The organism is Herpetosiphonaceae bacterium, from assembly GCA_036374795.1.
Taxonomy (GTDB): Bacteria; Chloroflexota; Chloroflexia; order Chloroflexales; family Kallotenuaceae; genus LB3-1.
In genome coordinates this window covers 1-25067 of sequence record DASUTC010000003.1, presented here as the reverse complement: position 1 = coordinate 25067, position 25067 = coordinate 1, and the positions used below count along the sequence as shown (strand labels likewise).

Below are 25067 nucleotides of genomic sequence, written 5' to 3'. Positions count from 1 at the left end.
ATGCCCAGAGGGCACCCGCGTGCCCCAACCCTTCGTCCTTGGTGGTCATGGCGCGTTGGATTCGGGGCGTATTGCATACGCCCCGACGGTGGTATTGCTGCGTTGTCGGGGTGCGGGCGATCCGATCTCTAAGGCCGTGGATTATTCTCATATATTCGCGAAATGGAGATCAAGGGTTGTAGCGGCTGTGTATGGCGGCGCCGGCTACCGCTCGACCAGCTTGCCCACCAGCTCGGCCAGCACCAGCGCCGTCGCGCCCCAGACCTTATACTCGCCCACCTGAAAGAACGGCACATGCATCCGCACGCCGTTGCGCTCCCACTCCTCGGCGCGGATGATCGTGGGATCGATGAGCGTGCGCAGCGGCACCTCGATCAGCTCGGCGACCTCGCTGGTGGCGGGCGTGAACTCCGGACGCAGATCGGACCAGCCGACGAAGGGCGTGATCTGGAAGTTGCTGACCGGAATCCAGACCGTCGTGAGCGTACTCCACAGCGTCACCGCCGCCGGAGTGATCGCCAGCTCCTCCCACGCCTCACGTAGTGCCGTCCGCCGCAGCTCGCGATCGTCCTCATCGAAGCGCCCGCCCGGCAGCGACACCTCGCCGGAGTGTTTGCGCAGCGCTGCGTTGCGCACCGTCAGCGGCAGGCAGATCTCGCCGTCGTGCGGGTAGAGCAGCGCCAGCACCGCGCCCTGATGTGGCGTGGGCGCGCCCGGCGGCGGCGCGATCGGACGCGCCGCGCCGCCATCGACAAAATGTAGCATCAGCCGATCGCGCAGCCAGAGGCCATCGCTAGCCGGATCGGTCAGCCGCTGCTTGAGCGTCTGTAGATCGAGTGCCATAGAAGTTTCGAGTTCCAAGTTCCAAGTTCCAAGTTTCCGGCTCTTGGTGCGTCCGTCGCCCATGCGGGTGCCCTCTGGGCATGGCACCCGGTTTGATCCCTTAATCCCTTGTTCTTCGCTTGATTCTTGGTTCTTGGTTCTTTGCGCCTCACGTCCTCCGAATCTCAACCCGCGCGATCCTCGGCCCCTGCATTTCGAGCACCGTCAGCACGATCCCATCGTAATGGATGGTTTCGCCCTCGTTCGGCAGACGGCCCAGGCAGTTCAGGATAAATCCGGCGATCGTCTCGTAATCGCCGCTTGGGATCTGAAGCTCAAGCTCATGGTTGACATCGTCGATGTGCGTGCTGCCCTCGACCACCGCGCGCTGCTCGTCGATCGGACGAATATCGTCGGGATTGGTATCCAGCTCGTCGTCCAGCTCGCCGACGATCTCCTCGACCAGATCTTCCTGCGTCACGATACCGGCCATCCCGCCGTACTCGTCGATCAGCACCGCCATGCGCTGCCGATCCCCCTGCATCTCGTGCATCAGATCGCTGACGCGCTTCGTGTCGGGGCGGAAGAACGCGGGCCGGATCAACGGCTGGATCGGCTGATCGAAGGAGATGCTGCCGTCGCCGAGCGCAACCAGCAGATCCTTAGCCGAGATAATCCCGCGCACATCGTCGATGCCGCCTGAGCCGAGCACCGGAAAGCGCGTGTGGCCGGTTTCGCTGAACATCTGAAGAAACTCACGCACCGTCGCATCGTCGTCGATGGTTCGCACATCGGTGCGTGGAATCATCACCTGATACGCCGCCCGCGAGCCGAAGTCGAAGACATTGATCAGCAACTCCTGCTCTTCCTGGGCAATCTCACCGCCCTTGCCGCTGGCCTGCACCATCATCCGCAGCTCCTCCAGCGTCGGCGGGCCGTGGTGGCCGGTCTGGCCGCGCACGCCGAAGAGCCGCAGCACCAGATTGGTCAGCCAGTCGAGAAAGCGGATCAGCAGGGCAAACACATTGTTGAAGATCTGCAAAGGCCGCGCACAAAAGATCGCGACCTGCTCCGCGGACCGGATCGCAAAGACCTTGGGCGCTTGCTCGCCCAGCACGATATGCAGCGTCGTGACGATAAAGATCGCCACCGCAAAGCCGATCGTCGTGCTGATCGCCGTCGCATAGCCCGAAACCGCCGGGATCGGGCCGAGCAGCGCCTCAAGCGCATGCGCCACGGGCGGCTCGATCAACTGGGCAAAGGTATCCTCGCCCAGCCAGCCCAGCAGCAGGCTCGCCACCGTGATGCCGAGCTGCGACGCGGCGATATACCGATCGAGATGGTTTTGCATGTAGCGCGCCAGCTTCGCGCCGCCGCGTCCCTCTTCGGAGAGTTGATCCAGCCGCGAGGCTCGCGCCCCGACCAGCGCGAACTCTGCCGCAACGAAGAAGCCGTTCAAACCGACGAGCAGCAGAACGGCCATGATCCGAATAACCAGACTACCTGTTGAGTCTTCCATAACACCTTTACACTACGCGCAGCGCCGCACATGGCGGCTGCCGGCAGCTACTGAGACGGCGCGTTATGGACCTTACCCCGATAGCACCTCACGCGCCACGCGATGCCCTAGCTCCACCGCAAAATTTGTTCCGCGATCCCACGGATACACATGGCTCATGCTGGCAAAGAATAAACCATCCAGCGGCGTTCGCAGCGACGGCAGATTGCGCGAATGATTCACCGGCACGATCGGCTGCGCGTACGGCTCGCGGAATAGCCAGGTCTGCTTAACCCAGCTTTGATCGAAGCTGGGATTGGCAATCTTCAGCGTCGCCAGCCACTCTTGCTGCACTGCCTCCGCCGACATCGAGAAATAGCGATGCTCCACCGGCAGATAATCACCGCAGTAGATCAGCCGATCGCCGCCGTAGTGCTGCGGCGAGATCATATTTGTGTGCTCGACCAGCGCCAGAAAGGGCAGCACGCCTTCGGTTATGTTCAGCCAGTAGACGCCATTGGTCAAGAGCTGCCGCTTGAGCGCAGCGACCATCACCACCGCGCCGATCGACTTCAGCGCTTGCAGCTTCTCAGTATAAACGTCCGGCAGCATTGGCACAAGCCTGCTCAGCACCGGAGGCGACGACGCGACGATCACGCGGTCGAAGTGCTGCTCGGTGCCCTCCAGACAGACCTGCCAGCCGCCATCGGCCTGCGCCAGACGCTGGACCGGGCTGTTCAGCAGGATCGTGCCGCCACGCTGGCTGACAGACGCGGCCAGCGCGTCGGCAAAGGCTTGAAAGCCGCCCTTGAAGTAGCCCAGCTTGAACGAGCGCGATTTGGCCCGCGCCCAGATCCAGGCCGCGTTGATGTCGGGCGCGTACGGGCCGAACTTGCCGTCAAAGAGCGGCTTCCACAGCGCGGCGTAGGCCCGCTTCCCGGCCCAGCGGATCAGATGCCGCTCGGCGGTTTCGCGCTCCAGACGTTGCCAGTCGCCGCGCAGCTTCAGTTGCAGGCCGCTCACGCCAAACCGAATCCGGTCGATCAGCGGCAGATGTGGATACGCCAGCAGGCCCAGCGTCGTCACGGGATGCGCGCCGTGCTCAGGGCAGAAAAAGGCCGTCGTCTGCCTGTTGAAAAAGATCATCTCGCCCGCGCCGATCGCCTGGGCCAGCTCGATGATCGCCGCGTCGGTGCTGAAAATATGGTGGTAGAAGCGCTCAAGCGACCAGTCCCAGCCCTCGCCTTTGAAGCCGGAGGCCAGCCCTCCCACCTGCGGCGCGGCCTCGAAGACCGTCACCTGATGCCCCGCCTTGAGCAGATCGTACGCGGCGGTCAGACCTGCAAAGCCGCCGCCGATGATGCCAATCTTCATATTATTCGTTGCCTGTACTGCGCATTGTGTGTGCTACTCTGTCAAGATTGCGGGAGTGGTCGTCGGATCGTCGTGCGTCACCAGCTCCAGCTCACGCCAGCGCAGGCTCTCCTGAGCCATGAACACAAAGCCCAGCAGCGTGATCGGCAGCCACAGCGCGACATGCAGCACGATCGTATAGGCGGCGGCGATATTTGCGGGCTGCCCGAACGCCTTGAGGATCTCGATCCCCGGCTTATCGAACGTGCCCACGTAGCCGGGCGCCGAGGGTAGCGTCGTCGCCAGATTGACGACCGCCGTCATCAGCATCAGCACCATGAAATTGACGTTCAGCTCTGGAAATGCGTGCGCGATCACCCAGTACTTGCCCGTCTCCGTCAGCCAGATAGCGACCGATGTCAGCAGGATCATCACCACTTCGCGCGGGGAGCGCAGCGCGTGGAGGCCGATCAGAAACTTACTCGCCAGCGCCGTTGCGCCGGGCCGAATACGCAGCGGCAGCAGCGCGTTGATCAGCCGCGCCGCCAAGGCATCCGTCCGATCGGGCTGCGCCGCAAGCAGCAAGAAGACGATCAGCACCACAAAGAAGAGCAGACTAAAGCCGATCACAATCCGCTGGTAGATCGGCGGCAGCGGCGCGAACGGCAGCGCGAAAAAGACGAACGCGCACATCACCAGCCCATCGAAGAGCCGCTCCAGGGCCACCGTCGCCAGCGAGGCCGAGACGCTCACGCCTTCTTTCTTCTTCAGCACATACGACCGAATCACCTCGCCCGCTCGCGCCGGATAGACATTGTTGCCCATATAGCCGATCACGACCACCGGAAACAGCCGCGCGACGCTCACCGGCTTCATGTGCCGCAGCATATAGTGCCAGCGCCAGGTGCGCGCCCAGACAGCGCCGAAATAGACCACGACCGCTGGCAGCAGCCACTCGTAGCGCGCGCCGCGCAGCGCCGAATAAAACGCGCTCCACTCCAACCCTCGCGCCGTCAGCCATACAAATAGGGCGCTCACCAACACCCCGAACCAGAATTTCCACGAGCGCAACGCGCAACCCTCTTTCACAAATATGGCAGCGCTACCCGGAGGGTACCCACGCTGCCATGCGGATCATAACGATGCCTACGGCTTTTGTCAATCAGATACTTGATAAATCAGAACGTTCGTGCTAAAATACAACCAGACGTAACGAGTACAAACAGGAGTCCGAGTATGCATCGTAAGAATATTATGTACAGCCGCAACACACAAGACTTTGCAATCTATCTGGACGGCGTACTTGTGGGCTATGCTCGCTCGTATCTTGAGGCGGAGGCAGTGCTGGATCAGTTGATGATGGAGCTGCTGCGCGCGGGCTACGGGCAGCGGGTCGCATAGCGGGGCACCGCGCGGCAAGCCATACCAGCCACACCGATGCTGCGCGGTGTCGCGCCACCTCACGGCCCGGCACTACGACATTTCGCGTTCAAAGTTTTGAGTTTCGAGTTTCGAGTTCTTTGAACTTGGCTCTTGGCTCTCCCGCCAATCGCCGCCCAGCGTGTACCCCACGACCGGAGGGCACCCGCCTTGCCGGGCGTTTAGGCTGGCCTCCGTCTTCGCGGCGCAGGCCAGGGGAATTGGGTGCTCGGTGCGCCGCTTGCTCCCTTTGGTCCCTTGTGCGCCTGTTCTTTGTTCTCTACCCATCCTCACATTTTCGCGCCACCCAGATCAACTCCTGGCCTGCCTTGCCATAGGGCTGCCGGTTGAACGAGCCATACAGCGCCGCCACCTCAAAGCCGCAGCGCGCCAGCAGATGCTCGAACTCCCAGCGAAAGATATAGCGCATCTGCAAATGACGATACAGCCGCCCAACCACACGCCCGCGCGCATCAACCTCATCATAGATAAAATACTGGTCGATCCGCTGTAAATGCTGGGTATACTGCACGGTTGCCCACTCCACCAGCAGATTCCCGCTGCGCGGTTCCACAAACGTCTCGCCAGTGGTATGCAGCGCCCCGCCGATCGGCCCGCTGTGGCTGACGATATATTCGAGCGACGGATCGAAGAAATTGAGCGCCAGTGTACCGCCGGGCCGCAGATGCCGCCGAATATTGTTGAGCGCCACAAGCTGATCGCTGACCTGCATAAGGTGCAGAAAAGCGCGAAACGGAATGTAGATCAGCGCAAACTGCGTATCGAGCTTGAACGAGCGCATATCGCCCTCGCCGAGCGTCACGCGCGCGCGCACCTCGTCGGGAAGCGCCGCCACCTTGCGCCGCGCACGGCTGATCATCGGCTTGGCAACATCCAGGCCCGTCACGGTCGCCCCGGCCTCGGCTACCGGAATCAGCACCCGCCCCGTGCCGCAGCCAAGCTCCAGACACGGCCCATCCGCCTGGCGCGTCTCCTCGACGTAGAACGCAATATCATCGGTATAATCGGCATACACAACATCGTACAGCTCGGCGTCGAGCGCATAGTTATCGCGCATAGAGTCTCCTGGCTACATAGTTGCAGTATAATCCAGGTAGGACGGATCGTTAGCGATCTGGAGGTGGATATGAAACAGAGTGCAAAGTTGCCGCTCCATAAAGTTGTGCCGCTGTTCACGCTGCCCGACAAATACGGGCAGCCGCACAATCTCGCCAAACAGCGCGGGCGCGAACATCTGCTCCTGCTGATCTTCCGCAGTGGCGTTGATGCGCAGCAGTATCTTCAGCATCTAGCACGACACGCGGAAGATTGGCGTCAGCTACCGGCGCGGGGTATCGTCGTGGTCGGCAGCGAGGATGCGGCGGGCACGCTCGGCTCGTTGCCGTTCACGATCCTGATCGACAGCGCCAACAAGGTGTACGAGCGATTCCTTCCTGAGACGGCCCAGGCTGGCATCTTCGCGCTGGATCGCTACGCCGATCTGTACCAGCAGTGGCTTGTCGCCGCCATGGACGAGCTGCCGACTCCCGTCGATGTGAGCGGCTGGATGCAGGCTATCGCGATGCAGTGTAATATTTAGCGTGCCGTCAGGCCAGGCTGTGGGATGCTCCCAACGAGCTTAAATCTTTTCAGGGTCGGAGCAGAGCACTGTCTACAAGCCTCTTTGAACTTGCACCAGGATAGGACCGACACGATCCATGCACTGTGTAGCACAACGGCTGTGCGGCTGGCGCGCAGCCGATTCTTTCAGCATACGATAAGGCTCCTATGCGACTTTATAACACGCTAAGTCGCCGCGTGGAGGAAGCAGAGTTTCCCAGCGGCGTGGTCAAAATGTACGTCTGCGGTATCACACCATACGAAACCAGCCACCTGGGCCATGCGCGCGTGGGCGTCGTCTATGATACGCTGCGACGCTACCTCGAACATCAGGGCCTTCGCGTCCGCTACGTGCAAAACGTGACCGACATCGACGAGCCGCTGTTTGAGCGAGCCCGGCGCGACGGCGTGCGCTGGCAGGATCTCGGCGAGCAGCAGACCGAGCGCTACCTCAGAGCGTTGCAGCGGCTCAACATCGAAAAGCCGGAGTTCTACGTGCGGGCTACCAGCGTTATTCCAGAGATGATCTCGGTCATCACCAGGCTGATCGAGCAGGGCCACGCCTACGTGCGCAACGGCAGCGTCTACTACCATGCCGCATCGCATGAGAACTTCGGCGCAATCGCCCACGCCGATTACCAGACGATGCTGGCGATGGCGAATGAGATGGGCAACAACCCCGACGATCCCAACAAGCTCGATCCGCTGGATTTCGTGCTCTGGCAGCCTTCAAAAGAGGACGAGCCCGCCTGGGAGAGCCCGTGGGGGCCAGGACGCCCCGGCTGGCATATCGAATGCTCAACCATGGCAACCGAGTACCTGGGCTCGCAGATCGATATTCATGGCGGCGGCACGGATCTGATCTTCCCGCATCATGCCTGCGAGATCGCGCAGGCAGAGCCGGTGACGGGCGTGACGCCGTTCGTGCGCTACTGGATGCATACCGGCATGGTGTCCCTCAGCGGCACGAAAATGTCCAAATCGCTGGGCAACATGGTCTTTGTCGACGAGGTGCTGACGAGCTACTCGCCGCCTGCGCTACGTCTGGCGATCTTGAGCTATCCCTATGGCGCGGAGTTCGAGTATGCCGATCAGGCGGTCGCGCGCGCCGAGGAGATCGTCACGACGCTGCGGGAGGCGCTGGCAGCCACCGGCGCGGATCGCGGCTATGTGCTCGACGGCGAGCAGGACCGCGCGCGATTCCTTGCCGCGCTGGCCGACAACTTCGATACCCCCACCGCCATCGTCGTCCTGTCGGATCTGGCAGCCGCAGTTATTACCGCAGCGCAGGCCCAACAGGATGTGCGCCCAGCCCAGCGTGTCTTGCACGACATGGCAAACGTTCTTGGAGCGCAACTTTGGCCTGTTTAAGAGAACTATAGAAACCTAGCCCTAAAGTACCATTTCGCGACTCGCCGGGGCTAGCCAGATACGCTACTCTATAAATCACCAAGAATGCCTAACAAAGTTTATACCTTTGCACAGCATCATCCGATTAGGCATTACAATATCTCACCCTAAACAGAGTACCGTCATCTGTATTTGCGTCCATTTGTCCAGCTACCGGAGGCTTTCGTGTTGAAGGCAATCTCTCAGGGTGGCGTGTCCTTGCCCGACACAGCTACGCTCGAACAGGCCCTGCTGACCATCCCTGGAGTCCGTGGTGCTCGTATCTTTTTGAGCGATGATGGCATTGGCGAGATCCATGTTGCAGCCTCGTCGCGTCGCTCGCCTAAAAAGATCGTTCGCGACATAGAGAGCTTGTTGATCGTGCGCTACGCCTATCGGATCGACTACCGGCGGATTAGCCTGGTTCAAACAGGGGATACTACTGCGTCGGAGCGCATTGTGCTCGGACGAGTTGAGCAGATTCAGCAGATCGATGGCATGTTTGTCGAGGTAGAGCTGATCAACGGCGAGCAGAAGTATCGAGCACACTACCCGATCGAGCAGAGCATTGCACATGCGGCTAGCACAGCGGCAATTGCTGCGATCAATATGCTCTTCGTTCCTCACGCGCCGTTTAGCCTCGGTGGTGTACAATCGGCAGAGTTTGGATCGCGTGAGGTTATCACGGTCTATGTCACCTGTCAGGACATCGATGTCGAACACCTGCTTGGCACAGCATTCGTGCGGAGCAGCGTTGCCGAGGCGGCGGCGCGCTCCGTTCTGGCAGCTACTAACCGACGGTTAGCTGGCTGGTTATCAAATCAGCGTCATAGCCCAGTTGCAGAACTGACGACGGCATGATATGCTGAAAGGTGAAGATGAGCACTCTCTCGGCCCGCCTAAATCTCAGGCAGAGCGGAAACTCCATTGGTAAATCAGGTAAATGAGCGGAGCGGATGAGTACTACGGCAGTATTCATCACGATTACTAAAGAGGCAGACACGTATGCGCTGGGACGTAGCACAGGGCAAGTCCGAAATCGCTCGGTGGAACTAAGATAACCTAGAGGAGTGCTCATCCTCGCTCTCCCCTTGATGCCCGATAAGGGACCTACAACATGCATTCTTTACCTACTCCGCTGAGACGTTATTTATATCTCATCTATGGCTGTGCGCTTACCATCCTTGCTATCAGCTTTTACACCACAATTTACTTCCCCGATGAAAATGATAGATCTAATAAAGGTGTGCTCTTTTTTATCACCTTCATTCTGATCACTATCGCGGTAGAGTTCAATCCTATTTTCTATGGAAAAATACTTGTACAAAATATAAGTACAGCAATTCTTGTTGCCGCAGCATTTATCTTTCAACCATTTGCCGTCATCGGTATCGCTATCGTTGCGCCGACACTATACGGCATCATGCATAAAAAGCCGCTACCCAAAACGTTGTTTAACATAGGGTTCCAGGCCATTGTCTTTGGAATCATGTCGATTTTGATCCACAGCTTTGGCGGCGCATCATTACTGGAAACCGAAACAGACACCCAATTTTCCAATATAATCAAAATCCTATCCGTCTTCGCCGTATATCTTGCGCTATCAACAGGCTTGATGGGCGTGCTTTTCGTGCTGGTCAAAGAGCAAAAGCTCAGGACTCTCTGGGGCGAAACGCTCAATGTTTTTAACTTTTTCGATCTAGCATTACTGCCGTATGGCCTGATTTTAGCCTGGCTTGGGAACGAGAACGCGGGCTTGTTTGTGGTTGGGCTGATCCCGCTGCTTGCGCTGCATCGCTCGTTTGCGGTTCATGCCAATCTTCTCAAGGAGCAGGAGGCTACAGCGCGTCTGGCTCACCAGCAGCGCCAGGTTCAGGAAGCGACGACGATTCTGCTCTCGGCTGCGGATGTGCATACCCAGCTTGATACGCTGCTTAAGCACCTGATGGAGGTCTTTCCGATCCGCCAGGCCAGCGTGCTGGTCTGGGGTGAGATAGGCGAGGCTGACGAAATTGTCACGCGCGGACGCACCGGCCCGACGCTGCCGATCGGCGAGTGGAGCGAGAAGCTGCGCATGGTCTGTGCGCATCGGCACATCGTCCAGCTCGATCAGGAGTATGTCACGCAGACCACCGATGGGCACCCCGTCTTGCTCGTCCCGCTCGTCACGCCCGACGATATGGTCGGATGTCTGGTGCTGCTGAGCGCCTCCCACTTTGCCTGGGCCGATCCCGATATTCGCCTGCTTGAGACTTTTGCCGCCCAGGCCGCGCTTGCGATCTACCAGGCCCGGCTGATCGCGCACCTCAAATCCTCTCAGGGACGTGTCGTTCAATCCGAGCGTCTCGCCGCGATCGGCACGTTGTCGGCGGGCGTGGCCCACGAGTTCAACAACCTGCTTGCCGGTATCAGCGGCATTGCCCAGCTTGCCCTGATCACCAACACCCCGGAGGAGCAGCGATCCGCGCTCGATACTGTGGCGCAGGCCGCGCAGCAGGGTAGCAGTATCACCCGTGGCCTGCTGACTTTCGCGCGGCGGCTGGAGCCGAAACGTGAGCTTGCCGACATCAACAGCGCGATCGAGCCGGTGATGCTGATGCTTCAGGCCGAGTTTCGCCGGGCGAATATCGAGGTGGTGCGTAACCTCGCGCCGGTGCCGCTCTTGCACTGCGACGTCGGCATGCTATCCCAGGTCATGCTCAACCTGATGACCAACGCCATCGATGCGATGTATCCCGACGGCGGTACGCTGACGATCGACCTCTACGAGCAGGATGGCTACGCCGTGCTGTCGGTCAGCGATACGGGCAGCGGCGTGCCTGCGCATATCCGCGACAAAATTTTCGAGCCGTTTGTCAGCACCAAGACGGGCCACAACGGCAAGCTCCACGGTGGCACCGGCCTGGGCCTGGCGATCTCCTACGGCGTCATAACCGAGCACGGCGGCTCGATCACGCTCAACGACCGCGAGAGCGGCGGCACGATCATGACGATCCGCCTGCCGATCGATCCAGGCCGAACTACACCATCGCCCGCCGAGGAGCCGGATCAAACCCCGCTGCATATGATTGTGGTCGACGACGAGCCGCTGATTGCCAAGGCGCTCCATGGCATGTTGACGCAAGAGGGGCATATCGCCCACTGGTTCACCGAGCCGCGCAAGGCGCTGGAGGCGCTCAAACGCGAGCCGGTAGACTTGATCTTTGCCGATCTGACGATGCCGGAGATGGATGGGCTGACCTTGCTGTCGCAGGTGCGGCAGCGCATGCCGTGGGTTAAGCCGGTGGTGATTACCGGACATATCGACCCACGGCAGCTAGAGAAGGTGCGTGAGGCAGGCGTCACCGCGATTGTTGAGAAGCCCTTTTCGCTCGACGACATCCGCGCCGTCGTCAAAGAAGCCCGCGTGGCATGAGCAGCGCGTAAAGAACCGAGAACCAGGGGCAGGCAACATGGAACTTGGAGCGCGAAACTAGGGGCCGCGCAGATCGATATTCTGTGAGCGCAGCACTGCCGTTGCAATCGCCAGCGCGATCAAGGCGCCTGTGCCCAGCAGGCCATATTCCCATAAAACCCGGCGCGTCAGACCCGCCTGCTCCGGCGCTCGCTCGTGCGCGGCCTCACTCGCTCCCTGCACCAAACCGACCAGCACATAAAAGATGACCAGCAATGCCGCGCTGTTGAGCCAGAATGAGGCGGGCCAGTAGTTAAGCGCCCAGTAGCTCTCGATCAGCACCAGCGCGATTCCAGATGCGGCCAGCCACAGCGCCGGAACACGATTGCGCAGCAGATCGGCGGCCAGCAGCAGCGTCGAAGGAAATACCAGCAGCAGCGCGTACAGCGTGCGGTAGCGATTGAAGGTAATCACGCTAAAGATCGCGAAGATCAGCACATAGGCGACTACGCTCTGCACATTCCGCGCGATCTTGCGCGCCGACTCGTCGCCTTCGATCAGGTAGTGCTGCGCCGTCAGCACCAGCAGCAGCAGCACGGCGGTAGCGACCAGCACCAGCAGGTAGGCGTTAGTTTGTAGCCCTCCTTTGAACAGCCGAAAGAATGCAAACATGGCGATCGGCGTGAGCGCCGGAACGATCCATAGCGGTAGCGCCAGCTCAAGCCGCCGCTGGCCGAGCGCGACGGTTGTCATCCAGCCCGATGTGTAGATGCGCGAGTGCGCGCGCGCGATCAGCTCGACGCCGATCCCTGTCACCAGCGCCAGCACACTGATCAGCGCCCAGGCGACCGAGAAGGATGGCAGACTCCCGCCCACGTTCACCACCAGCAGCTCGGTGTTCAGCTCAAGGAGAAAAACAACGCCCAGACCAACCAGCACCAGCGTTACCAGCGGTACAATCCGGTCAAAACGGGGACCGCGCATAGACCTCCTAAGATGACAAGTATTCCATCATTGCCGTGCATGGAGCTTCATGGTACGGTATGATGGAGATCTCGAACGCTCTGACTCTTGCGCGATCCCGCACAGACAGATGTCGGGGATGACGCGCATAGCGGGGGCTGATTGTATGCCTCTCTTGCGCATATGTCAATCAAGCAGATCCGGTCTTCTTCCGATCATTGGATAGCATCAAAGGAAAGCCGTATGCCAGATCCGCGCGTCCAAAAGTTAGCACAGGTCCTGGTTCAGTACTCGCTATCCGTCAAGGCGGGCGATAAGCTTGCCCTGCGCGGACCAGCCAATGCGCTGCCGCTGCTGTACGAGGTCTATAGCGAAGCAGTTCGCTCCGGCGCGTTCGTCACGTATCGCATCACCGATCCCAACTTTGAAGAGCTGCTGCTCAAGGAGGGATCGCTCGAACAGCTCAAGTTCTTCGCGCCCCAGTTGATGCGCGAGGTGGAAGAGGCCGACACGCTGCTCTCGATCTGGAGCGAGTCCAACACCAAGCAGTTTAGCCAGATCGATCCAGAGCGTCTGGCGCTGCGAAAAAAGACGCTCTCACCCGCTACCCAGCGGATGATGCAGCGCTATGGCGAAGGTAAGCTCCGCTGGAGCGGCACGCTCTATCCCACTGAGTCGCACGCCCAGGACGCGAATATGTCGCTGAGAGACTACCAGGATTTCGTGTACGGCGCTGGCCTGCTCCACGAGGCAGATCCGATCGCGGCCTGGCGGCGCGTGCATGACCAGCAGCAGCACATCGTCGATTTCCTCAACACGTGCAAGCACATCCGCATTGTCGCGCCCGATACCGACATCGAGTATCGCTGCGAAGGCCGGACCTGGATCAACTGCGACGGCAAAGAGAATTTCCCCGATGGCGAGGTCTTCACTGGCCCGCTCGAAGATTCGGTGAATGGGCACGTGCGCTTCACCTATCCATCGGTCTATAACGGTCGTGAGGCCGAAGATGTCCGCCTGACCTTCAAGGACGGCAAGGTCGTCGAGGCGACCGCAGCGCGCGGCCAGGAGTTTCTGGAGACGATGCTGAACATGGATGCCGGGGCGCGCATTCTTGGTGAGGCGGCGTTCGGCCTCAACTATGGTATCGAGCGCTTCACCCGCAATATTTTGTTCGATGAAAAGATCGGCGGAACGATGCATATGGCCTTAGGCGCATCCTACCCTGAGACGGGCGCGAAGAACCAATCCGGCCTCCATTGGGATATGGTCTGCGATCTGCACCAGGGCGAGGTCTATGCCGATGGCGAGCTGTGCTACCAGGCCGGTAAGTTCATCATCTAGGCCCAGCCCAACCGCAGCCAACCGGCAACACGTAACAGAGACGGCAGAGTGTCGTCCCTGTTACGTGTTCTTTGCGTCCTCCACCAGACCGCAATGCGGCCAGATGCCAGGCGCGGTCAGCGCATGTGCCCGCGACTGTCTGATCTTTGTAAAGATCAAAGCGTGAGAATCTTCGTATACTAAAACGAAGAGCTATTCGCGCGATAAGGAGGATGACGCATGATGCGATTCAAGGTGGTATCGCTCGTCGCAATGCTGATCGTAGCGCTCGCCGCATTCGCTCCCCAGCAGGCAGGTGCCGCGCCGACCGACCGACCACTTACAGATCCTCGTCCCACGCAATACATCCTGCCCGGCGCTGCCGTGTTTCCCGAAGGTGTCGCCTTCGACCGCGCCAGCGGCGACTTTTTCGTGAGCAGCACCACCAACGGCGCGATCTTCCGGGGCAACGTTCGCGAGCCGCTGACCGAGATATTCCTGCCGGGCAATACCGATGGGCGCACGGCGGCAGTTGGCCTGAAGGTCGATGACCAGGGGCGGCTGTTCATCGCTGGCGGCAATACCGGCAAGGTCTTTGTCTACGATACCGCTACCGGAGCGCTGCTTGCCGCGTTCGACAATAATCTCACCGCAACCTTCATCAACGATCTGGCGATCGCCAAAGACGGCGTCGCCTACTTCACCGACTCGATCAACCCGTTCTTGTACCGGGTGGCCCAGAACGAGCAGGGCCAGTTCGAGTTCCAGACCTGGCTCGACTTCACTGGAACGCCCTTCGTCTATCAGCCGGGCTTTAACGCCAACGGCATCGCCGCCAGCGCCAACGGCAAGTACCTCGTCGTCGTGCAATCGAACACGGGCAAGCTCTTCCGCATCGAGATCGCTACCAGAGAGGTTACTGAGATCGATCTCGGCGGCGCGACCGTCACGAACGGCGATGGTATTTTGCTCAAAGGCCACAGGCTCTATGTCGTCCGTAACCGCCAGGAGCTGATCGTCGAGATTCGGCTCTCCGGCGATCTGTCGCGCGGCAGCGTCGTCTCCAGCACCACGGATTCATCGTTCGCCTTCCCCACCACGATCGCCGAGGCGCGCGGGCGGCTGCTGGTCGTCAACTCACAGTTCGATCGGCGTGGTCCCGGCCTCACGCCTGACCTGCCGTTCACCGTTTCGAGCATCAAGCTGCCCTAAACCGGTCGCGATCTCGCGGCGCGAGGCTCCTCAGAGAGCTTCCTCGCGCCACATCAAGCACATCTCGCTTGGTCAGTCAGCTTGCAATTTTAGAACACTTGTACTAAGATTAAGACTCGACGCGGACGGTACCAAGGATCTGATCGAACACCGCGCGGTAGCTCTGCTGACGATCAGTTGGCGTGGTAAAGGTCAGCACGTAGAGGTCGTTGCCGTTGATCAGTAGATACTGCTCTAAGGCGAGCGCAAGCGGCTGTCCCGCAACGTCGTTGATTTGCAGCTTCGAGGTCAGGCGTGTAGCCGTGAGATCGCCAATAGCGACAGATGCGCGCTGGACCTCACTAAAGCCGGGTGTCTGGCGTAAATCTTGCTCATTGACATCTGCAACTGTTTCGGGCGCTGGCGCATCTGGAAAGACGTGACGGCCAAGCCGAACGTTCGTCGGGAAGCCGCTCTCGCCGATCCGCGCCGGGTCGAGATCGTACGCGATGAGCTGTACCTGGCCGGAGGTCAACGCTGCACGGCCCTGTTCCAGCGCTGTCTTGAGTTGAGGATTCTGCCCCGCCATCTCGGTGACGGCACTGCTCAGATCGACATCGGCGGCATCGGTAACGGCCCACTCTGGTGGCAGCGCGAGCGACAACTGCGGTAGATCGACGCGCTGCCAATCGGCGGGCAGCGGTCCTGCCGCGATTGTCGCTGCTGGCGCTGGCCGGGCCGCTGATCCGCAGCTACTCAGCAACAGCGCAATCACTACAAGGTGTACGAGCCAGCGACCTGGAGAATCGAATCGAGATACCATGTGCATAGCTTACTTTCAGAGAATGGTGATCTGCCGACAACATGCAGGCCGAAGGATACCATACATCACGCGGGCGAAGGTTGCCCTCCGCCACCAACCGGCGATGACGAATCTGACCAACGCGCATTGATAGTATTATAGAGCAGCACACATTCCAGCTAAAACAGCGACAGAACAGACGGATCGAGGTTGAGTATGGAACATCATGTTGCTTACAGCGAATTATCCGAGGAAGCGCGATTAGCCTGGGAAACACTGAGTGGCCTGCCGTTGACGACGCTCGATCAGCAGCTTCACGCCTGGGATGTGCTGCGCGCCGAACTCGATTGTCTGGCCGACGATCCCCAGCCCGGCCTGCATGTCCTCCCCTACGAGCACCTTGCCAACACCTGCGAGCTGTACCTGAGCGGCGCTGAGCTTGCCGCGCTGCGCGTGATGATCGCCTGGCTCAAAGCCAACGATCGCGCCGGGCGCATGCGCGATCTGCCGTTCTATCCCGACGTTGCCGAAGCAATCGTGAGCCAGCTCGGCGATCTGCCGTGGCCGGGCGTGTGGCATCCAGATTACCTTGAGCAGGTTGAGAGCGGCGGCATGCTCTGGCTCCAGCCGCGCACGCACGCTATGGTGCTGATTCAGCTCCTCGAAGTAACGCTCCAAGATGCCGATCTGCTCTGCCCTGGCTGGCCGCCCGCTGCCCGCGCGCGGCTGCTGCAACTACTGAGCGATGTCTGGTGCTGGCTACACGCGATGGTGATCGCCTACGAGCACGAGGTTCTTCCCTAATCACCAGATCGCGTTGTATGGCCCGGCAGCATCGCCTACTACGCATCGCCGTACTGTCCTACTCTCCACAAGCACATCGTCTATCATCACGCTGGACTTCCGCCGCGTGCGGACGCTCCCGGTCTACTTTACACTGGATTCAGCCGTACCGATTGCGTTGGTTGAGGCTGCACGATGGTCTGGACGATGCCGCTGAGCGCATCGCCGCCGCAGCCGTTCAGGTATTGTTGGGAGCGTATTATGTCCACCGATCCATCGCTAGAACGAGCAATTCAGGCGTTACGCAATGGCGATCGTGAAACAGCCCGCGCGCTGCTCCAGCAGTGTACGCAAGCCGAGCCGCTCAAATCCGAGGGCTGGCTCTGGCTGGCCGCTGCCCAGGATGATCCTACGCAAAAACGGGCATGTCTCCAACAGGCGCTGGCGTTGAACCCCGACGATCACCGCGCTCAGGCTGCGCTGCGCGCGCTCGAAGAGCAAGGAGTCGTCCAGGCAGCATCTCAGGCATTCGCTGCCTCCGCCGTTCAGCAGCAGCTCATCGCCGAGACGACACCTACCCCGACCTCACCGGCTAGCCGCTTAGCGCAGCCCCGCTTTGCTCCCACCGGCGTCCGTGCGCGCCGCATTTCCTGGCCGATCCTGGCGCTCATCGGCGTGCTGGTGCTGCTGATCCCGCTTGTGCTCTGGCTGCTTGGACAGAACCAGCCTCCGCAAGCGCTGGCCGACGTTACAGCGGCGCTGATCGTCGGCTGTGTGCCGCTGCGCCGAACTGTTGAAGCTGTGTGGTCATCCGGCGATACTTCTGCCGAGTGACGAGCGCGCTTGATGCCTAAAGACTCGTACCTCCACCCTCCACCCCCAGCGGTTGGACCGGCTATCAGGGCTGATAGCCGGTTCAACGTTTCCGCCCTCCGCCACGCATGGCTGCATTCCTGCTGACGATGCAGTGCCGCGCGCAGATGATGCTATCATGGGCGCGGTGCAAGCACACACATCGGCGCGACGCATCCGTCTGCTCAGCGAGCAGGCCGATCGAGGCGCTGGGCTAGGATGGACGCCTGGTTATACGGAGGGAATGGATATGTACGGACGGAAGCTCGATCCACAGCCGCTCGCAGGCGGCACGTCGGTGCGAGAGCTGGTCGACGGACATTTTTTTGCCTACAATGCGGCCCGCCTGCGCGAGGCGTGTCACCTGCTAGCGCAACGTATCCTCAGCGCGGATACGACCGTCGGCGTCACGCTTTCGGGCGCGCTCACGCCCACCGGGCTGGGCTACTCGTCGCTGGTGCCGCTGATCGAGGCGGGCCACATCGACTGGATCGTCTCGACGGGCGCGAATCTCTACCACGATATTCATCGCTCGCTCGGCTTTGAACTCTTTGGCACATCGCCCAACGTCAACGATCTCGATCTGCGCGAGCGGCATATCATCCGTATCTATGATATTTTGTTCGATCAGGACGTGCTGCTTAAGTCGGATGCGTTCTTGCGCCAGGTGCTTAAAGCGCCCGAATTTCAGCGCACCATGAGCACCGCCGAGCTGCACTATAACCTGGGCAAGTACGTCCGCGAGCGCGAGAAGATCCTGGGCACCAGCTACCGCTCGGTGCTGGGCGCGGCCTACGAGGCGGGCGTGCCGATCTACACCTCGTCGCCGGGCGACTCGACGATCGGCATGAATATCGCCGCGATGCGCCTGGCAGGCTCCGACCTACGCTTCGATGTCGAGGCCGATGTGAACGAGACGACGGCGATTGTCTATAGCGCCAAGCACACCGGCGGCCAGTCGGCGGTGGTGATCTTCGGCGGCGGCTCGCCCAAGAATTTTATTCTTCAGACCGAGCCGCAGATTCAGGAGATCATGGGCATTCCCGAAAAAGGCCACGACTACTTTATCCAGTTCACCGATGCGCGCGCTGATACCGGCGGCCTGTCGGGCGCGACGCCGAGCGAGGCCATGACCTGGGGCAAGGTCGATCCCGACCAGTTGCCGGATACGATCGTGTGCTACACCGACTCGACGATCGCGATGCCGATCGTGGCCGCGTATGTCCTCGACGTATGCCAGCAGCGTCCGCTCAAGCGGCTCTACGATCGGCGCGAGGAGCTGATGGGACGGCTCAAGGAATCCTACGAGCAGCACGCGCCGCCCGACGACATCGCCGATCTAGCGCCAAGCGAGACAGGCGGCACCGCTGTCGGACGCTCACATCCGCATCCCGAAGGCTAGGCGACAGCGTGGGACTGAAGCAGACGCGCCTCAGCCCCACCGCAGGCGAGCTTAGGCCTCCGCGTCGGCTGGCTTGATGTGGAGCTGGCGCTCCAGATCGCGGATGCGCTCGCGGATCTGCTCGATCGTCAGCGGCTGTCCGTCGCGACTCCTGGGCTGTTCCGCGTCGGCGATTGGCTCGCCTTTTTCGAGCAGGTCGAGCGCTCTCTGGAGATGACGGCGCTCGCCGAGCATTTGCTGACGATATACCCGCTTCTTATCTTGTGGCATTGGACGACTCCCGTTTCAGCTTGAGCATCAATTGCATCACCTAGATTGTAGCGCGTTACCGAAGACCTGACGCGCTCGATCCGGTAGTGACGAGAGGATCGTGTATGAGCTATGAATTTCTACCGCCGCTCAATTTCCTGGGCCTGCCCGAAGAGCATTGTGCCCGCGAAAGCAGCCGGGTGATCCTGCTGCCGGTGCCTTACGAGCTGACCACCAGCTACGGCCAGGGAACGCGCAACGGCCCCTACGCGCTGCTGGTCGCGTCGCAGCAGGTGGAGCTGTACGACCGCGAGTTTGGCTCCGAGCCTGCCCTGACGTACGGCGTGCATACGCTGCCGTCGCTCGCGCCGAACTACCGCGATCCGCAGACAGCGCACGCCGAGATCGCGGCGGCGGTCGCGGCCTACGCGGGCGAGGCGCTGCTGTGTGTGATCGGCGGCGAGCACTCGATCAGCGGCTCCGTGGCGCGCGGCCTGCATCAGGTCTTTGGCGACTTCGTAACGGTGCAGCTCGATGCCCACGCCGATCTGCGCGACGAGTACGAGGGCACGCCCTTCTCGCATGCGTCCGCGATGCGCCGGGTGATCGACAATGGCGGCGGGCCGGTGCTTCAGCTTGGCATCCGCTCGCTGAGCGGCGACGAGGCCGAGTTTATTGCCACACAGCCCGACAACGTCGAGACGTTTTTTGCCGAGGATATTCACGCGGGCAAGCATCGTGAGCGGCTGGCCGAGTTCGTGCGCGGTCGGCAGGTCTTCCTGACGATCGACATCGACTGTCTGGACGCCGCGCTGATGCCTGCGACGGGCACGCCGGAGCCGGACGGCATGACCTGGAACGAGGTGCTGGAGGCGGTGCGGATTGTCGCGGCCAACGCCGGGCGCGTGCTGGCCTTCGATGTGATGGAGCTAGCGCCGATTCCGGGCATGCAAGCGCCCGATTATCTGGCCGCGAAGCTGACCTACAAGGTGATGAACATTCTGCTGGCGAAAGAGCTGGGCCGCTAAGCGCTGCACGGTCGGGAAGTTCAAAGCTCAAGATTTCCCTTGTTCTTTGTTCTTTGTTCTTTCGTAGCGCGTATCTTCTGGCATCCGGTTTGCTCAGTAGGTGCATGGGAGTTATGGCTGAGATCGTTCATTTTGCGCTACCGCTGCCGCCGAGCGTCAACAACCAGTACGCGACCGTCAACGGGCGGCGGGTGTTGAGCCGCCCGGCGCAGCGCTGGAAAACCCAGGCGCGGCAGGTCCTCGACCGGCTGGTGCTGCCGGATGCGTTCAGCGCGGCCTTGCAAGAGGGCTACCTGGCGCTGTTCATCGATTTTTACTTCGAGACGCCGCTGCGCCGCGACCTCGACGGCGGGCTCAAGATCGCCCAGGACGTGATCTGCCAGTCGCTCGGCATCGACGACCGGCGCGTGGTCGATATTCATCTTGTGAAGCGCATCGATCCGCTGCATCCGCGCATCGAGGTTGAGCTGGAGGCGCTCCAAACCTGGGACTTCGACGAGGAGCGGCAGGTGCTATAAGCAGCCTATCAGAACACGGCGGCCTGATGATTGGTACAATATAAGAGCATGAGCCAGAATCGACACATTCATATGCGCCGACGGATGCACCGCCGTCACATACCGCGCTCGATGATCCGCCGGATCATGGGCTGGAGCACGATTGCGCTCGGCCTGCTTGGCGTGATGCTGCCGGTTCTGCCTGGCGTCGTCTTTTTTGCGCTGGGGGTCGTGCTGCTCGGGCCGCACGACCCAACGCTGCGCCGTATTGCGATCGGCATTCGCCTGATTCTCCGCCGTTGGAGCCAGGCCAATCACCAGCAGACGCGGCGGATCGGCCAATTCGTTCGTAGCCGCTATCGCGAGCAACGGCTGCTGCTGCGCTCGCATCTGCACCATCACGAGTACGGTGGTCAGAGCTGGCGAGGGCACTATCTGCTACTGGCGCTTACCCTCTTCGTCCTGGCCCTCACCGCCGGTATCGGCTTTTTCGTATGGCATACTATCCTCTAGGATCACTCCCCCAACGGTCCCAGAGATACCAGATCGTGTATAATACAGCCCGATGACCATAAGGTTGAATGTTGTATGAGCCAACTAGGCGCGCGGTTTCGCGAAGCTCGTGAAGCGCGTGGGATCACGCTAAACGAAGCCTCGGCAAGTACCCGCATCTTGTTGCGGTACTTACAGGCGCTCGAAGAAGGCGATTTCAATCAATTGCCGGGCGATGTGTATGCCCGTGGGTTTATACGGAACTACGCACAGTTCCTGGATTTGCCCGCCGACGAGCTGATCTTGCTGTACCGTCGTGAGCGGGGTGCGCCCACCGATCGCATTAAGGTCGTGCCCGCAGCGGTACCGCCGCGTACGCGCTCGTGCCTGATACCAAGCGCGTTCGTCTCGTTCTTTGCTATTCTGGTGCTGCTTGGCGTGCTCTATCTGGTAGCGCAGGCAGCCGGGCTGATGCGACCGACCACGATTACGCTTGGCCCAACCGTGACGCCTGCGGTGCCCACGGCTACCCAGTTTCCTACCGCTACGTTCCAGCCGTCGGGCACGCCGCCAAGCCCGCTGCCACCCGCTGCCACGCCGACAGCCGATCCGGCGCTGCCAGCCTCATCGCCCAACCCGGCGGCAAGCCCGGCAGCCAGCCCAGGTGCCAGCCCGACGCCAGGCGTGCAGGCTCCGCTCGTGGTTGAGGTGCGGATCGCGCCGAACGCCGCGCGCGGCTCGTGGATGACGGTGGCGGTCGACGGCAGGACCGATTACACGGGCACGCTGCTCGCCAACGCCAGCAAAACGTTTCAAGCGCAGCGCGAGGTCTTTTTGCATGTCGGCGATGCCTCCGCCGTCGAACTGATCGTCAACGGCCAGAGTCGCGGGCTGATGGGCAGCGTGCGCGGCGGTACGGCTAAAGAGACTATCAGAGCACCAGAGCCAACAGGGAGTAGACCATAGATGCCAGCCGAATCGACCTTTGATATCGTATCCGAGTTCGATCGCCAGGAGCTCGTCAACGCTGTTGATCAGACCCAGCGCGAGGTGCGCACGCGCTACGATCTCAAAGACAGCAAAACCGAGATCGACCTGGGCGACAAGGAGCTGACGCTCACCACCGAGTCGGAGATGCACCTGAGCGCCGTGCGCGATATTCTGGAGACGAAAGCGCTGCGCCGCAGCCTGTCGCTGAAGATCTTCGACTACGGCGACATTCAGGAGGTCAGCGGCGGTCGCGTCAAGCAGGTGATCACGCTCAGGCAGGGCATCAGCGACGAGCTGGCGAAAAAGCTGCAAAAGCTGATCAAAGAGCGCCATCCCAAAGCGCAGGCGCGCATCCAGGGCGATGCGGTGCGCGTCGGCAGCAAGAGTCGGGATGAGCTGCAAGCGGTGATTCGGACGCTGCGCGAGCGCCAGGATGATTTTCCGGTGCCGCTCCAGTTCACCAATTATCGCTAAGGTGCGTAAAGCAATTCGAGGAATCGTCACAATTACAATGGGAAACCTTAGCGGGGGCGGCTCGATTGCGCCCCTGTTTGATGCCAGCGTCACATAGCTGCCTGGCTGCATACAAACGATGAAATACCATTTGATTACACTCGGCTGTCCGAAGAATAACGTGGACAGCGAAGGAATGCACGGCCTACTGCTCGCGCAGGGCCATAACGCGGTCGGCTCGCCTGAGCAGGCCGATGTCGTGATTGTTAACACCTGCTCGTTTATTCAGGCCGCGCGCGACGAAACTGTCGGCGTGTTGCAGGGCCTGGCGCGGGCCAAGCGCCCCGGGCAGCGGCTTGTGGCGGCGGGCTGCATGGCCGAAAGCCACCGCGAGCAGCTGACGCGCGAGGTGCCGGGCATCGATGCGACGCTCTCGACCAAGGAGTGGATGCGCATCGGCGAGGTGATCGCGCCGAGCGCCAGCAAGCGCAGCGCCGGTCTGATCGAGCTGATGCCAGCCGCTTCGTCGCCCGCCAAAGCAGCCAAGCCGCTGATCGAGCTGGCACCTGTGACCGTCGAGACGGTGGCCGATCCGGCGACGCTGGGAACGTACGGCGACTGGCGCACCACGCCGATCAAGCGCCACATCACCGGGCCGTCGGCCTATCTCAAAATTTCGGACGGCTGTAACCTGCGCTGCGCGTTCTGCGCGATCCCGTCGTTCAAAGGCGACCTGCGCTCCAAAGCGATGGGCGCGATCCTGGGCGAGGCCCGCGAGCTGGTAGCGGCAGGAGCCAACGAGATCATCCTCGTCGCGCAGCATCTCACCGACTATGGCCGCGACCTGAAGATGCAGGATGGGCTGGCGGTGCTGCTGCGCGAGCTGTGCCAGGTCGTGCCCGACGATCGCTGGATCAGGCTGATGTACGCCTATCCCGCGTCGATCACGCCGGGCGTGATGCAGGCCATCGCCGACTATCCGCAAATCGCGTGTTATCTCGACATGCCGTTGCAGCACGCCCACCCCGACACGCTGCGCCGTATGCGCCGCCCACCGGACACCGCCAAGACCAAACAGATCATCGCCGACCTGCGCGGGCTGGTGCCCGACATCGCGATCCGCACGACGTTTATCGTCGGCTTTCCGGGCGAGACGCGCGACGAGTTCGATGCGCTGCTGGAGTTTTTGGACGAGATGGAGTTTGATCGGGCGGGCTTCTTCAAGTACTCGAACGAGCCAGGCACCCACGCCGCGACTCTGGGCGGGCAGGTCAGCGAGCGCGTGAAGCAGCGCCGCTTCGAGCAGGCCAGCGAGCTACAGCAGCAGGTTTCGCTGCGCAAGAATCAGCGCTGGGTCGGGCGAACGCTGCGGGTGCTGGTCGAAGGCATCGGCGATGCGGAGGGCCGACCGGTCGTGATCGGACGCTCGTTCCGCGACGCGCCTGAGATCGATAATTTCGTGTGGGCGTTTGGAGAAGCGCCGGTAGGCTCGTTCGTCGAGGTGATGATCGAGCATGCCAATGCGTACGATCTATGGGGCAGCATCGTTCCGCAGCCGACAGAGGCGCGAGCAGCGGCCTAATACGTCGGCATGCCAGGAGTGAGGGCCAGAGAGAACCGAGGTATGTTGATGATGCACGTCGTGCGCCGTCAGACCGGGGGTGCGTCCCCCGATCATTTCCCTTTTTTATGTAGAATCGCGCATCCTGTTTTCCGAGCAGACTCTTTGACTCTGCACTTAACGCTTAGCGCGCAAACGGCAGTGCATGATGCACTGCCGTTTCCTATGCAACTCAGGGGGCGCTGTCCGTAAAGAGCTAGCTCGCGGCGCGCATTTGTAGCTCGCGCTGCATCTTTTGAAGTCGCTTCGGATCGTTGCGGGCCAGGTAGTCCAGCAAGTAATCGATCGTCTCGTCTTCGTAATCATCCATCAGCCCATCGAGGACACGCCGCACCATCATCGTCTCGAAGTCATCTTTGGTCACGGCGGGAGTATACACATAGGCCAGGCCATCGCGACGGCGATCCAGAATGCCCTTATCGGCAAGGCGGGTCATCGTCGTCATCACGGTCGTATAGGCAATATCGGGCTTCTCAGGGCTATCTTGCAGCTTGCGGTGTACCTGTTTGACGGTGATCGATTTTTCGCGCCACACGATCTGCATAATCTTGGTTTCGAGTGGCCCCAACACCTTCACCAGACCACCGGCGGCTGGCTTGAAGCGAAATTCAGGCTGTCGTGGCATATTCAGCGACTCCTTTCAAAGGCAGCGTTCTTGAGTTGCACCATGTAGTGTAGCGCTCAGGGTAGTCTGCTGTATAGCAGTTGGGATTACGGCCTCATTACAAGCCGTACCAGCCTCTTTTTTGGAGCAGCTATGCACCATCCAGATATCCACGAGCGTATCGTCGCCGCGATGCGCGATGTTTTTCCAGAGCCGCAGCCGGGCATCGAGCCGTTCTACGCCATGATGCAGTATCATCTCGGCTGGCTGAACGAGCGCTTCGAGCCGACGAGCGCCAGCAGCGGCAAGCTGATTCGCCCGC

At 60.8% G+C, this 25067-nt stretch carries 25 protein-coding genes; 16 read left to right on the top strand and 9 right to left on the bottom strand.

Annotation, left to right across the window (positions count from 1 at the left end; genetic code table 11):
• Positions 1-204: 204 nt before the first annotated feature.
• From VFZ66_00235 to VFZ66_00220, 4 genes are all read right to left on the bottom strand, one after another.
• Positions 205-843 carry a CoA pyrophosphatase gene (locus VFZ66_00235; GenBank protein ID HEX6287579.1) on the bottom strand — a complete coding sequence of 213 codons (639 nt, stop codon included), beginning with the start codon at positions 841-843 and terminating at the stop codon, positions 205-207.
• Between the two features lie 148 nt (positions 844-991).
• Positions 992-2341 carry a hemolysin family protein gene (locus tag VFZ66_00230; GenBank protein HEX6287578.1) on the bottom strand — a complete coding sequence of 450 codons (1350 nt, stop codon included), beginning with the start codon at positions 2339-2341 and terminating at the stop codon, positions 992-994.
• A 72-nt stretch (positions 2342-2413) separates the two neighbouring features.
• A complete protein-coding gene (locus VFZ66_00225) occupies positions 2414-3694 on the bottom strand; it encodes an NAD(P)/FAD-dependent oxidoreductase (protein HEX6287577.1) in 1281 nt (426 codons plus the stop codon).
• A gap of 33 nt (positions 3695-3727) precedes the next feature.
• The gene (locus tag VFZ66_00220; GenBank protein ID HEX6287576.1) at positions 3728-4717 is read right to left on the bottom strand and encodes a lysylphosphatidylglycerol synthase transmembrane domain-containing protein; all 990 of its coding nucleotides are present in this window, start codon (positions 4715-4717) and stop codon (positions 3728-3730) included.
• Positions 4718-4909: 192 nt separating this feature from the next.
• On the opposite strand from VFZ66_00220, the gene VFZ66_00215 reads away from it, so the two are divergent.
• The gene (locus tag VFZ66_00215; protein HEX6287575.1) at positions 4910-5074 is read left to right on the top strand and encodes a hypothetical protein; all 165 of its coding nucleotides are present in this window, start codon (positions 4910-4912) and stop codon (positions 5072-5074) included.
• Positions 5075-5372: 298 nt separating this feature from the next.
• Here the strand turns inward: VFZ66_00215 and VFZ66_00210 are convergent, their stop codons facing one another.
• Complete coding sequence (locus VFZ66_00210; GenBank protein HEX6287574.1) at positions 5373-6170, bottom strand: class I SAM-dependent methyltransferase; 798 nt, start codon at positions 6168-6170, stop codon at positions 5373-5375.
• A gap of 69 nt (positions 6171-6239) precedes the next feature.
• Here VFZ66_00210 and VFZ66_00205 point away from each other — a divergent pair, with 69 nt between their 5' ends.
• The 4 genes from VFZ66_00205 (at position 6240) to VFZ66_00190 (ending at position 11516) form a co-directional block, all read left to right on the top strand.
• Positions 6240-6692, top strand: coding sequence for a hypothetical protein (locus VFZ66_00205; GenBank protein HEX6287573.1), 453 nt, complete (start codon positions 6240-6242; stop codon positions 6690-6692).
• Positions 6693-6880: 188 nt separating this feature from the next.
• Positions 6881-8083 carry a cysteine--tRNA ligase gene (gene cysS / locus VFZ66_00200; protein ID HEX6287572.1) on the top strand — a complete coding sequence of 401 codons (1203 nt, stop codon included), beginning with the start codon at positions 6881-6883 and terminating at the stop codon, positions 8081-8083.
• 237 nt (positions 8084-8320) lie between these two features.
• Positions 8321-8962: a hypothetical protein gene (locus tag VFZ66_00195; GenBank protein ID HEX6287571.1), complete on the top strand. Its 642-nt coding sequence runs from the start codon at positions 8321-8323 to the stop codon at positions 8960-8962.
• Positions 8963-9716: 754 nt separating this feature from the next.
• Entirely contained in the window at positions 9717-11516 is a 1800-nt protein-coding gene (locus VFZ66_00190) for a response regulator (protein HEX6287570.1), read from the top strand.
• Positions 11517-11573: 57 nt separating this feature from the next.
• On the opposite strand, the gene VFZ66_00185 is transcribed toward VFZ66_00190, so the two are convergent.
• Positions 11574-12479 carry a hypothetical protein gene (locus tag VFZ66_00185; protein HEX6287569.1) on the bottom strand — a complete coding sequence of 302 codons (906 nt, stop codon included), beginning with the start codon at positions 12477-12479 and terminating at the stop codon, positions 11574-11576.
• Between the two features lie 222 nt (positions 12480-12701).
• Here VFZ66_00185 and VFZ66_00180 point away from each other — a divergent pair, with 222 nt between their 5' ends.
• A complete protein-coding gene (locus VFZ66_00180; GenBank protein ID HEX6287568.1) occupies positions 12702-13802 on the top strand; it encodes an aminopeptidase in 1101 nt (366 codons plus the stop codon).
• Positions 13803-14021: 219 nt separating this feature from the next.
• The gene (locus VFZ66_00175) at positions 14022-14993 is read left to right on the top strand and encodes a hypothetical protein (GenBank protein HEX6287567.1); all 972 of its coding nucleotides are present in this window, start codon (positions 14022-14024) and stop codon (positions 14991-14993) included.
• 109 nt (positions 14994-15102) lie between these two features.
• On the opposite strand, the gene VFZ66_00170 is transcribed toward VFZ66_00175, so the two are convergent.
• Positions 15103-15795 carry a hypothetical protein gene (locus tag VFZ66_00170; protein HEX6287566.1) on the bottom strand — a complete coding sequence of 231 codons (693 nt, stop codon included), beginning with the start codon at positions 15793-15795 and terminating at the stop codon, positions 15103-15105.
• 195 nt (positions 15796-15990) lie between these two features.
• Here VFZ66_00170 and VFZ66_00165 point away from each other — a divergent pair, with 195 nt between their 5' ends.
• From VFZ66_00165 to speY, 3 genes are all read left to right on the top strand, one after another.
• Complete coding sequence (locus tag VFZ66_00165) at positions 15991-16578, top strand: hypothetical protein (GenBank protein HEX6287565.1); 588 nt, start codon at positions 15991-15993, stop codon at positions 16576-16578.
• Between the two features lie 240 nt (positions 16579-16818).
• Positions 16819-17391, top strand: coding sequence for a hypothetical protein (locus tag VFZ66_00160; protein HEX6287564.1), 573 nt, complete (start codon positions 16819-16821; stop codon positions 17389-17391).
• Positions 17392-17659: 268 nt separating this feature from the next.
• Positions 17660-18811 (top strand): deoxyhypusine synthase, encoded by a 1152-nt coding sequence (gene speY, locus VFZ66_00155; protein ID HEX6287563.1) that lies wholly within the window; start codon positions 17660-17662, stop codon positions 18809-18811.
• Positions 18812-18862: 51 nt separating this feature from the next.
• Here the strand turns inward: speY and VFZ66_00150 are convergent, their stop codons facing one another.
• Positions 18863-19081, bottom strand: coding sequence for a hypothetical protein (locus VFZ66_00150; GenBank protein ID HEX6287562.1), 219 nt, complete (start codon positions 19079-19081; stop codon positions 18863-18865).
• Between the two features lie 104 nt (positions 19082-19185).
• Here VFZ66_00150 and speB point away from each other — a divergent pair, with 104 nt between their 5' ends.
• The 6 genes from speB to rimO all read left to right on the top strand — a co-directional run bounded on the left by speB (position 19186) and on the right by rimO (position 24102).
• Positions 19186-20088: an agmatinase gene (gene speB / locus VFZ66_00145; protein ID HEX6287561.1), complete on the top strand. Its 903-nt coding sequence runs from the start codon at positions 19186-19188 to the stop codon at positions 20086-20088.
• A gap of 113 nt (positions 20089-20201) precedes the next feature.
• Positions 20202-20606 (top strand): RusA family crossover junction endodeoxyribonuclease, encoded by a 405-nt coding sequence (locus tag VFZ66_00140; GenBank protein ID HEX6287560.1) that lies wholly within the window; start codon positions 20202-20204, stop codon positions 20604-20606.
• 48 nt (positions 20607-20654) lie between these two features.
• Positions 20655-21098, top strand: a complete 444-nt coding sequence (locus tag VFZ66_00135) for a hypothetical protein (protein ID HEX6287559.1) — start codon at positions 20655-20657, stop codon at positions 21096-21098.
• Positions 21099-21173: 75 nt separating this feature from the next.
• Positions 21174-22043 (top strand): RodZ domain-containing protein, encoded by an 870-nt coding sequence (locus VFZ66_00130; GenBank protein ID HEX6287558.1) that lies wholly within the window; start codon positions 21174-21176, stop codon positions 22041-22043.
• Positions 22044-22541 carry a YajQ family cyclic di-GMP-binding protein gene (locus tag VFZ66_00125; protein ID HEX6287557.1) on the top strand — a complete coding sequence of 166 codons (498 nt, stop codon included), beginning with the start codon at positions 22044-22046 and terminating at the stop codon, positions 22539-22541. It begins immediately after the preceding gene.
• Between the two features lie 118 nt (positions 22542-22659).
• The gene (gene rimO, locus VFZ66_00120) at positions 22660-24102 is read left to right on the top strand and encodes a 30S ribosomal protein S12 methylthiotransferase RimO (protein HEX6287556.1); all 1443 of its coding nucleotides are present in this window, start codon (positions 22660-22662) and stop codon (positions 24100-24102) included.
• 235 nt (positions 24103-24337) lie between these two features.
• On the opposite strand, the gene VFZ66_00115 is transcribed toward rimO, so the two are convergent.
• The gene (locus tag VFZ66_00115; protein ID HEX6287555.1) at positions 24338-24766 is read right to left on the bottom strand and encodes a BlaI/MecI/CopY family transcriptional regulator; all 429 of its coding nucleotides are present in this window, start codon (positions 24764-24766) and stop codon (positions 24338-24340) included.
• Between the last annotated feature and the right edge of the window lie 301 nt (positions 24767-25067).

What these genes read in the sequence shown, in the direction of transcription:
- VFZ66_00235 (HEX6287579.1), bottom strand. Translation starts at nt 843, where the DNA reads ATGGCACTCGATCTACAGACGCTCAAGCAGCGGCTGACCGATCCGGCT.
- VFZ66_00230 (HEX6287578.1), bottom strand. Translation starts at nt 2,341, where the DNA reads ATGGAAGACTCAACAGGTAGTCTGGTTATTCGGATCATGGCCGTTCTG.
- VFZ66_00225 (HEX6287577.1), bottom strand. Translation starts at nt 3,694, where the DNA reads ATGAAGATTGGCATCATCGGCGGCGGCTTTGCAGGTCTGACCGCCGCG.
- VFZ66_00215 (HEX6287575.1), top strand. Translation starts at nt 4,910, where the DNA reads ATGCATCGTAAGAATATTATGTACAGCCGCAACACACAAGACTTTGCA.
- VFZ66_00210 (HEX6287574.1), bottom strand. Translation starts at nt 6,170, where the DNA reads ATGCGCGATAACTATGCGCTCGACGCCGAGCTGTACGATGTTGTGTAT.
- VFZ66_00205 (HEX6287573.1), top strand. Translation starts at nt 6,240, where the DNA reads ATGAAACAGAGTGCAAAGTTGCCGCTCCATAAAGTTGTGCCGCTGTTC.
- cysS (HEX6287572.1), top strand. Translation starts at nt 6,881, where the DNA reads ATGCGACTTTATAACACGCTAAGTCGCCGCGTGGAGGAAGCAGAGTTT.
- VFZ66_00190 (HEX6287570.1), top strand. Translation starts at nt 9,717, where the DNA reads ATGGGCGTGCTTTTCGTGCTGGTCAAAGAGCAAAAGCTCAGGACTCTC.
- VFZ66_00185 (HEX6287569.1), bottom strand. Translation starts at nt 12,479, where the DNA reads ATGCGCGGTCCCCGTTTTGACCGGATTGTACCGCTGGTAACGCTGGTG.
- VFZ66_00180 (HEX6287568.1), top strand. Translation starts at nt 12,702, where the DNA reads ATGCCAGATCCGCGCGTCCAAAAGTTAGCACAGGTCCTGGTTCAGTAC.
- VFZ66_00175 (HEX6287567.1), top strand. Translation starts at nt 14,022, where the DNA reads ATGATGCGATTCAAGGTGGTATCGCTCGTCGCAATGCTGATCGTAGCG.
- VFZ66_00170 (HEX6287566.1), bottom strand. Translation starts at nt 15,795, where the DNA reads ATGGTATCTCGATTCGATTCTCCAGGTCGCTGGCTCGTACACCTTGTA.
- VFZ66_00165 (HEX6287565.1), top strand. Translation starts at nt 15,991, where the DNA reads ATGGAACATCATGTTGCTTACAGCGAATTATCCGAGGAAGCGCGATTA.
- VFZ66_00160 (HEX6287564.1), top strand. Translation starts at nt 16,819, where the DNA reads ATGTCCACCGATCCATCGCTAGAACGAGCAATTCAGGCGTTACGCAAT.
- speY (HEX6287563.1), top strand. Translation starts at nt 17,660, where the DNA reads ATGTACGGACGGAAGCTCGATCCACAGCCGCTCGCAGGCGGCACGTCG.
- VFZ66_00150 (HEX6287562.1), bottom strand. Translation starts at nt 19,081, where the DNA reads ATGCCACAAGATAAGAAGCGGGTATATCGTCAGCAAATGCTCGGCGAG.
- speB (HEX6287561.1), top strand. Translation starts at nt 19,186, where the DNA reads ATGAGCTATGAATTTCTACCGCCGCTCAATTTCCTGGGCCTGCCCGAA.
- VFZ66_00140 (HEX6287560.1), top strand. Translation starts at nt 20,202, where the DNA reads ATGGCTGAGATCGTTCATTTTGCGCTACCGCTGCCGCCGAGCGTCAAC.
- VFZ66_00135 (HEX6287559.1), top strand. Translation starts at nt 20,655, where the DNA reads ATGAGCCAGAATCGACACATTCATATGCGCCGACGGATGCACCGCCGT.
- VFZ66_00130 (HEX6287558.1), top strand. Translation starts at nt 21,174, where the DNA reads ATGAGCCAACTAGGCGCGCGGTTTCGCGAAGCTCGTGAAGCGCGTGGG.
- VFZ66_00125 (HEX6287557.1), top strand. Translation starts at nt 22,044, where the DNA reads ATGCCAGCCGAATCGACCTTTGATATCGTATCCGAGTTCGATCGCCAG.
- rimO (HEX6287556.1), top strand. Translation starts at nt 22,660, where the DNA reads ATGAAATACCATTTGATTACACTCGGCTGTCCGAAGAATAACGTGGAC.
- VFZ66_00115 (HEX6287555.1), bottom strand. Translation starts at nt 24,766, where the DNA reads ATGCCACGACAGCCTGAATTTCGCTTCAAGCCAGCCGCCGGTGGTCTG.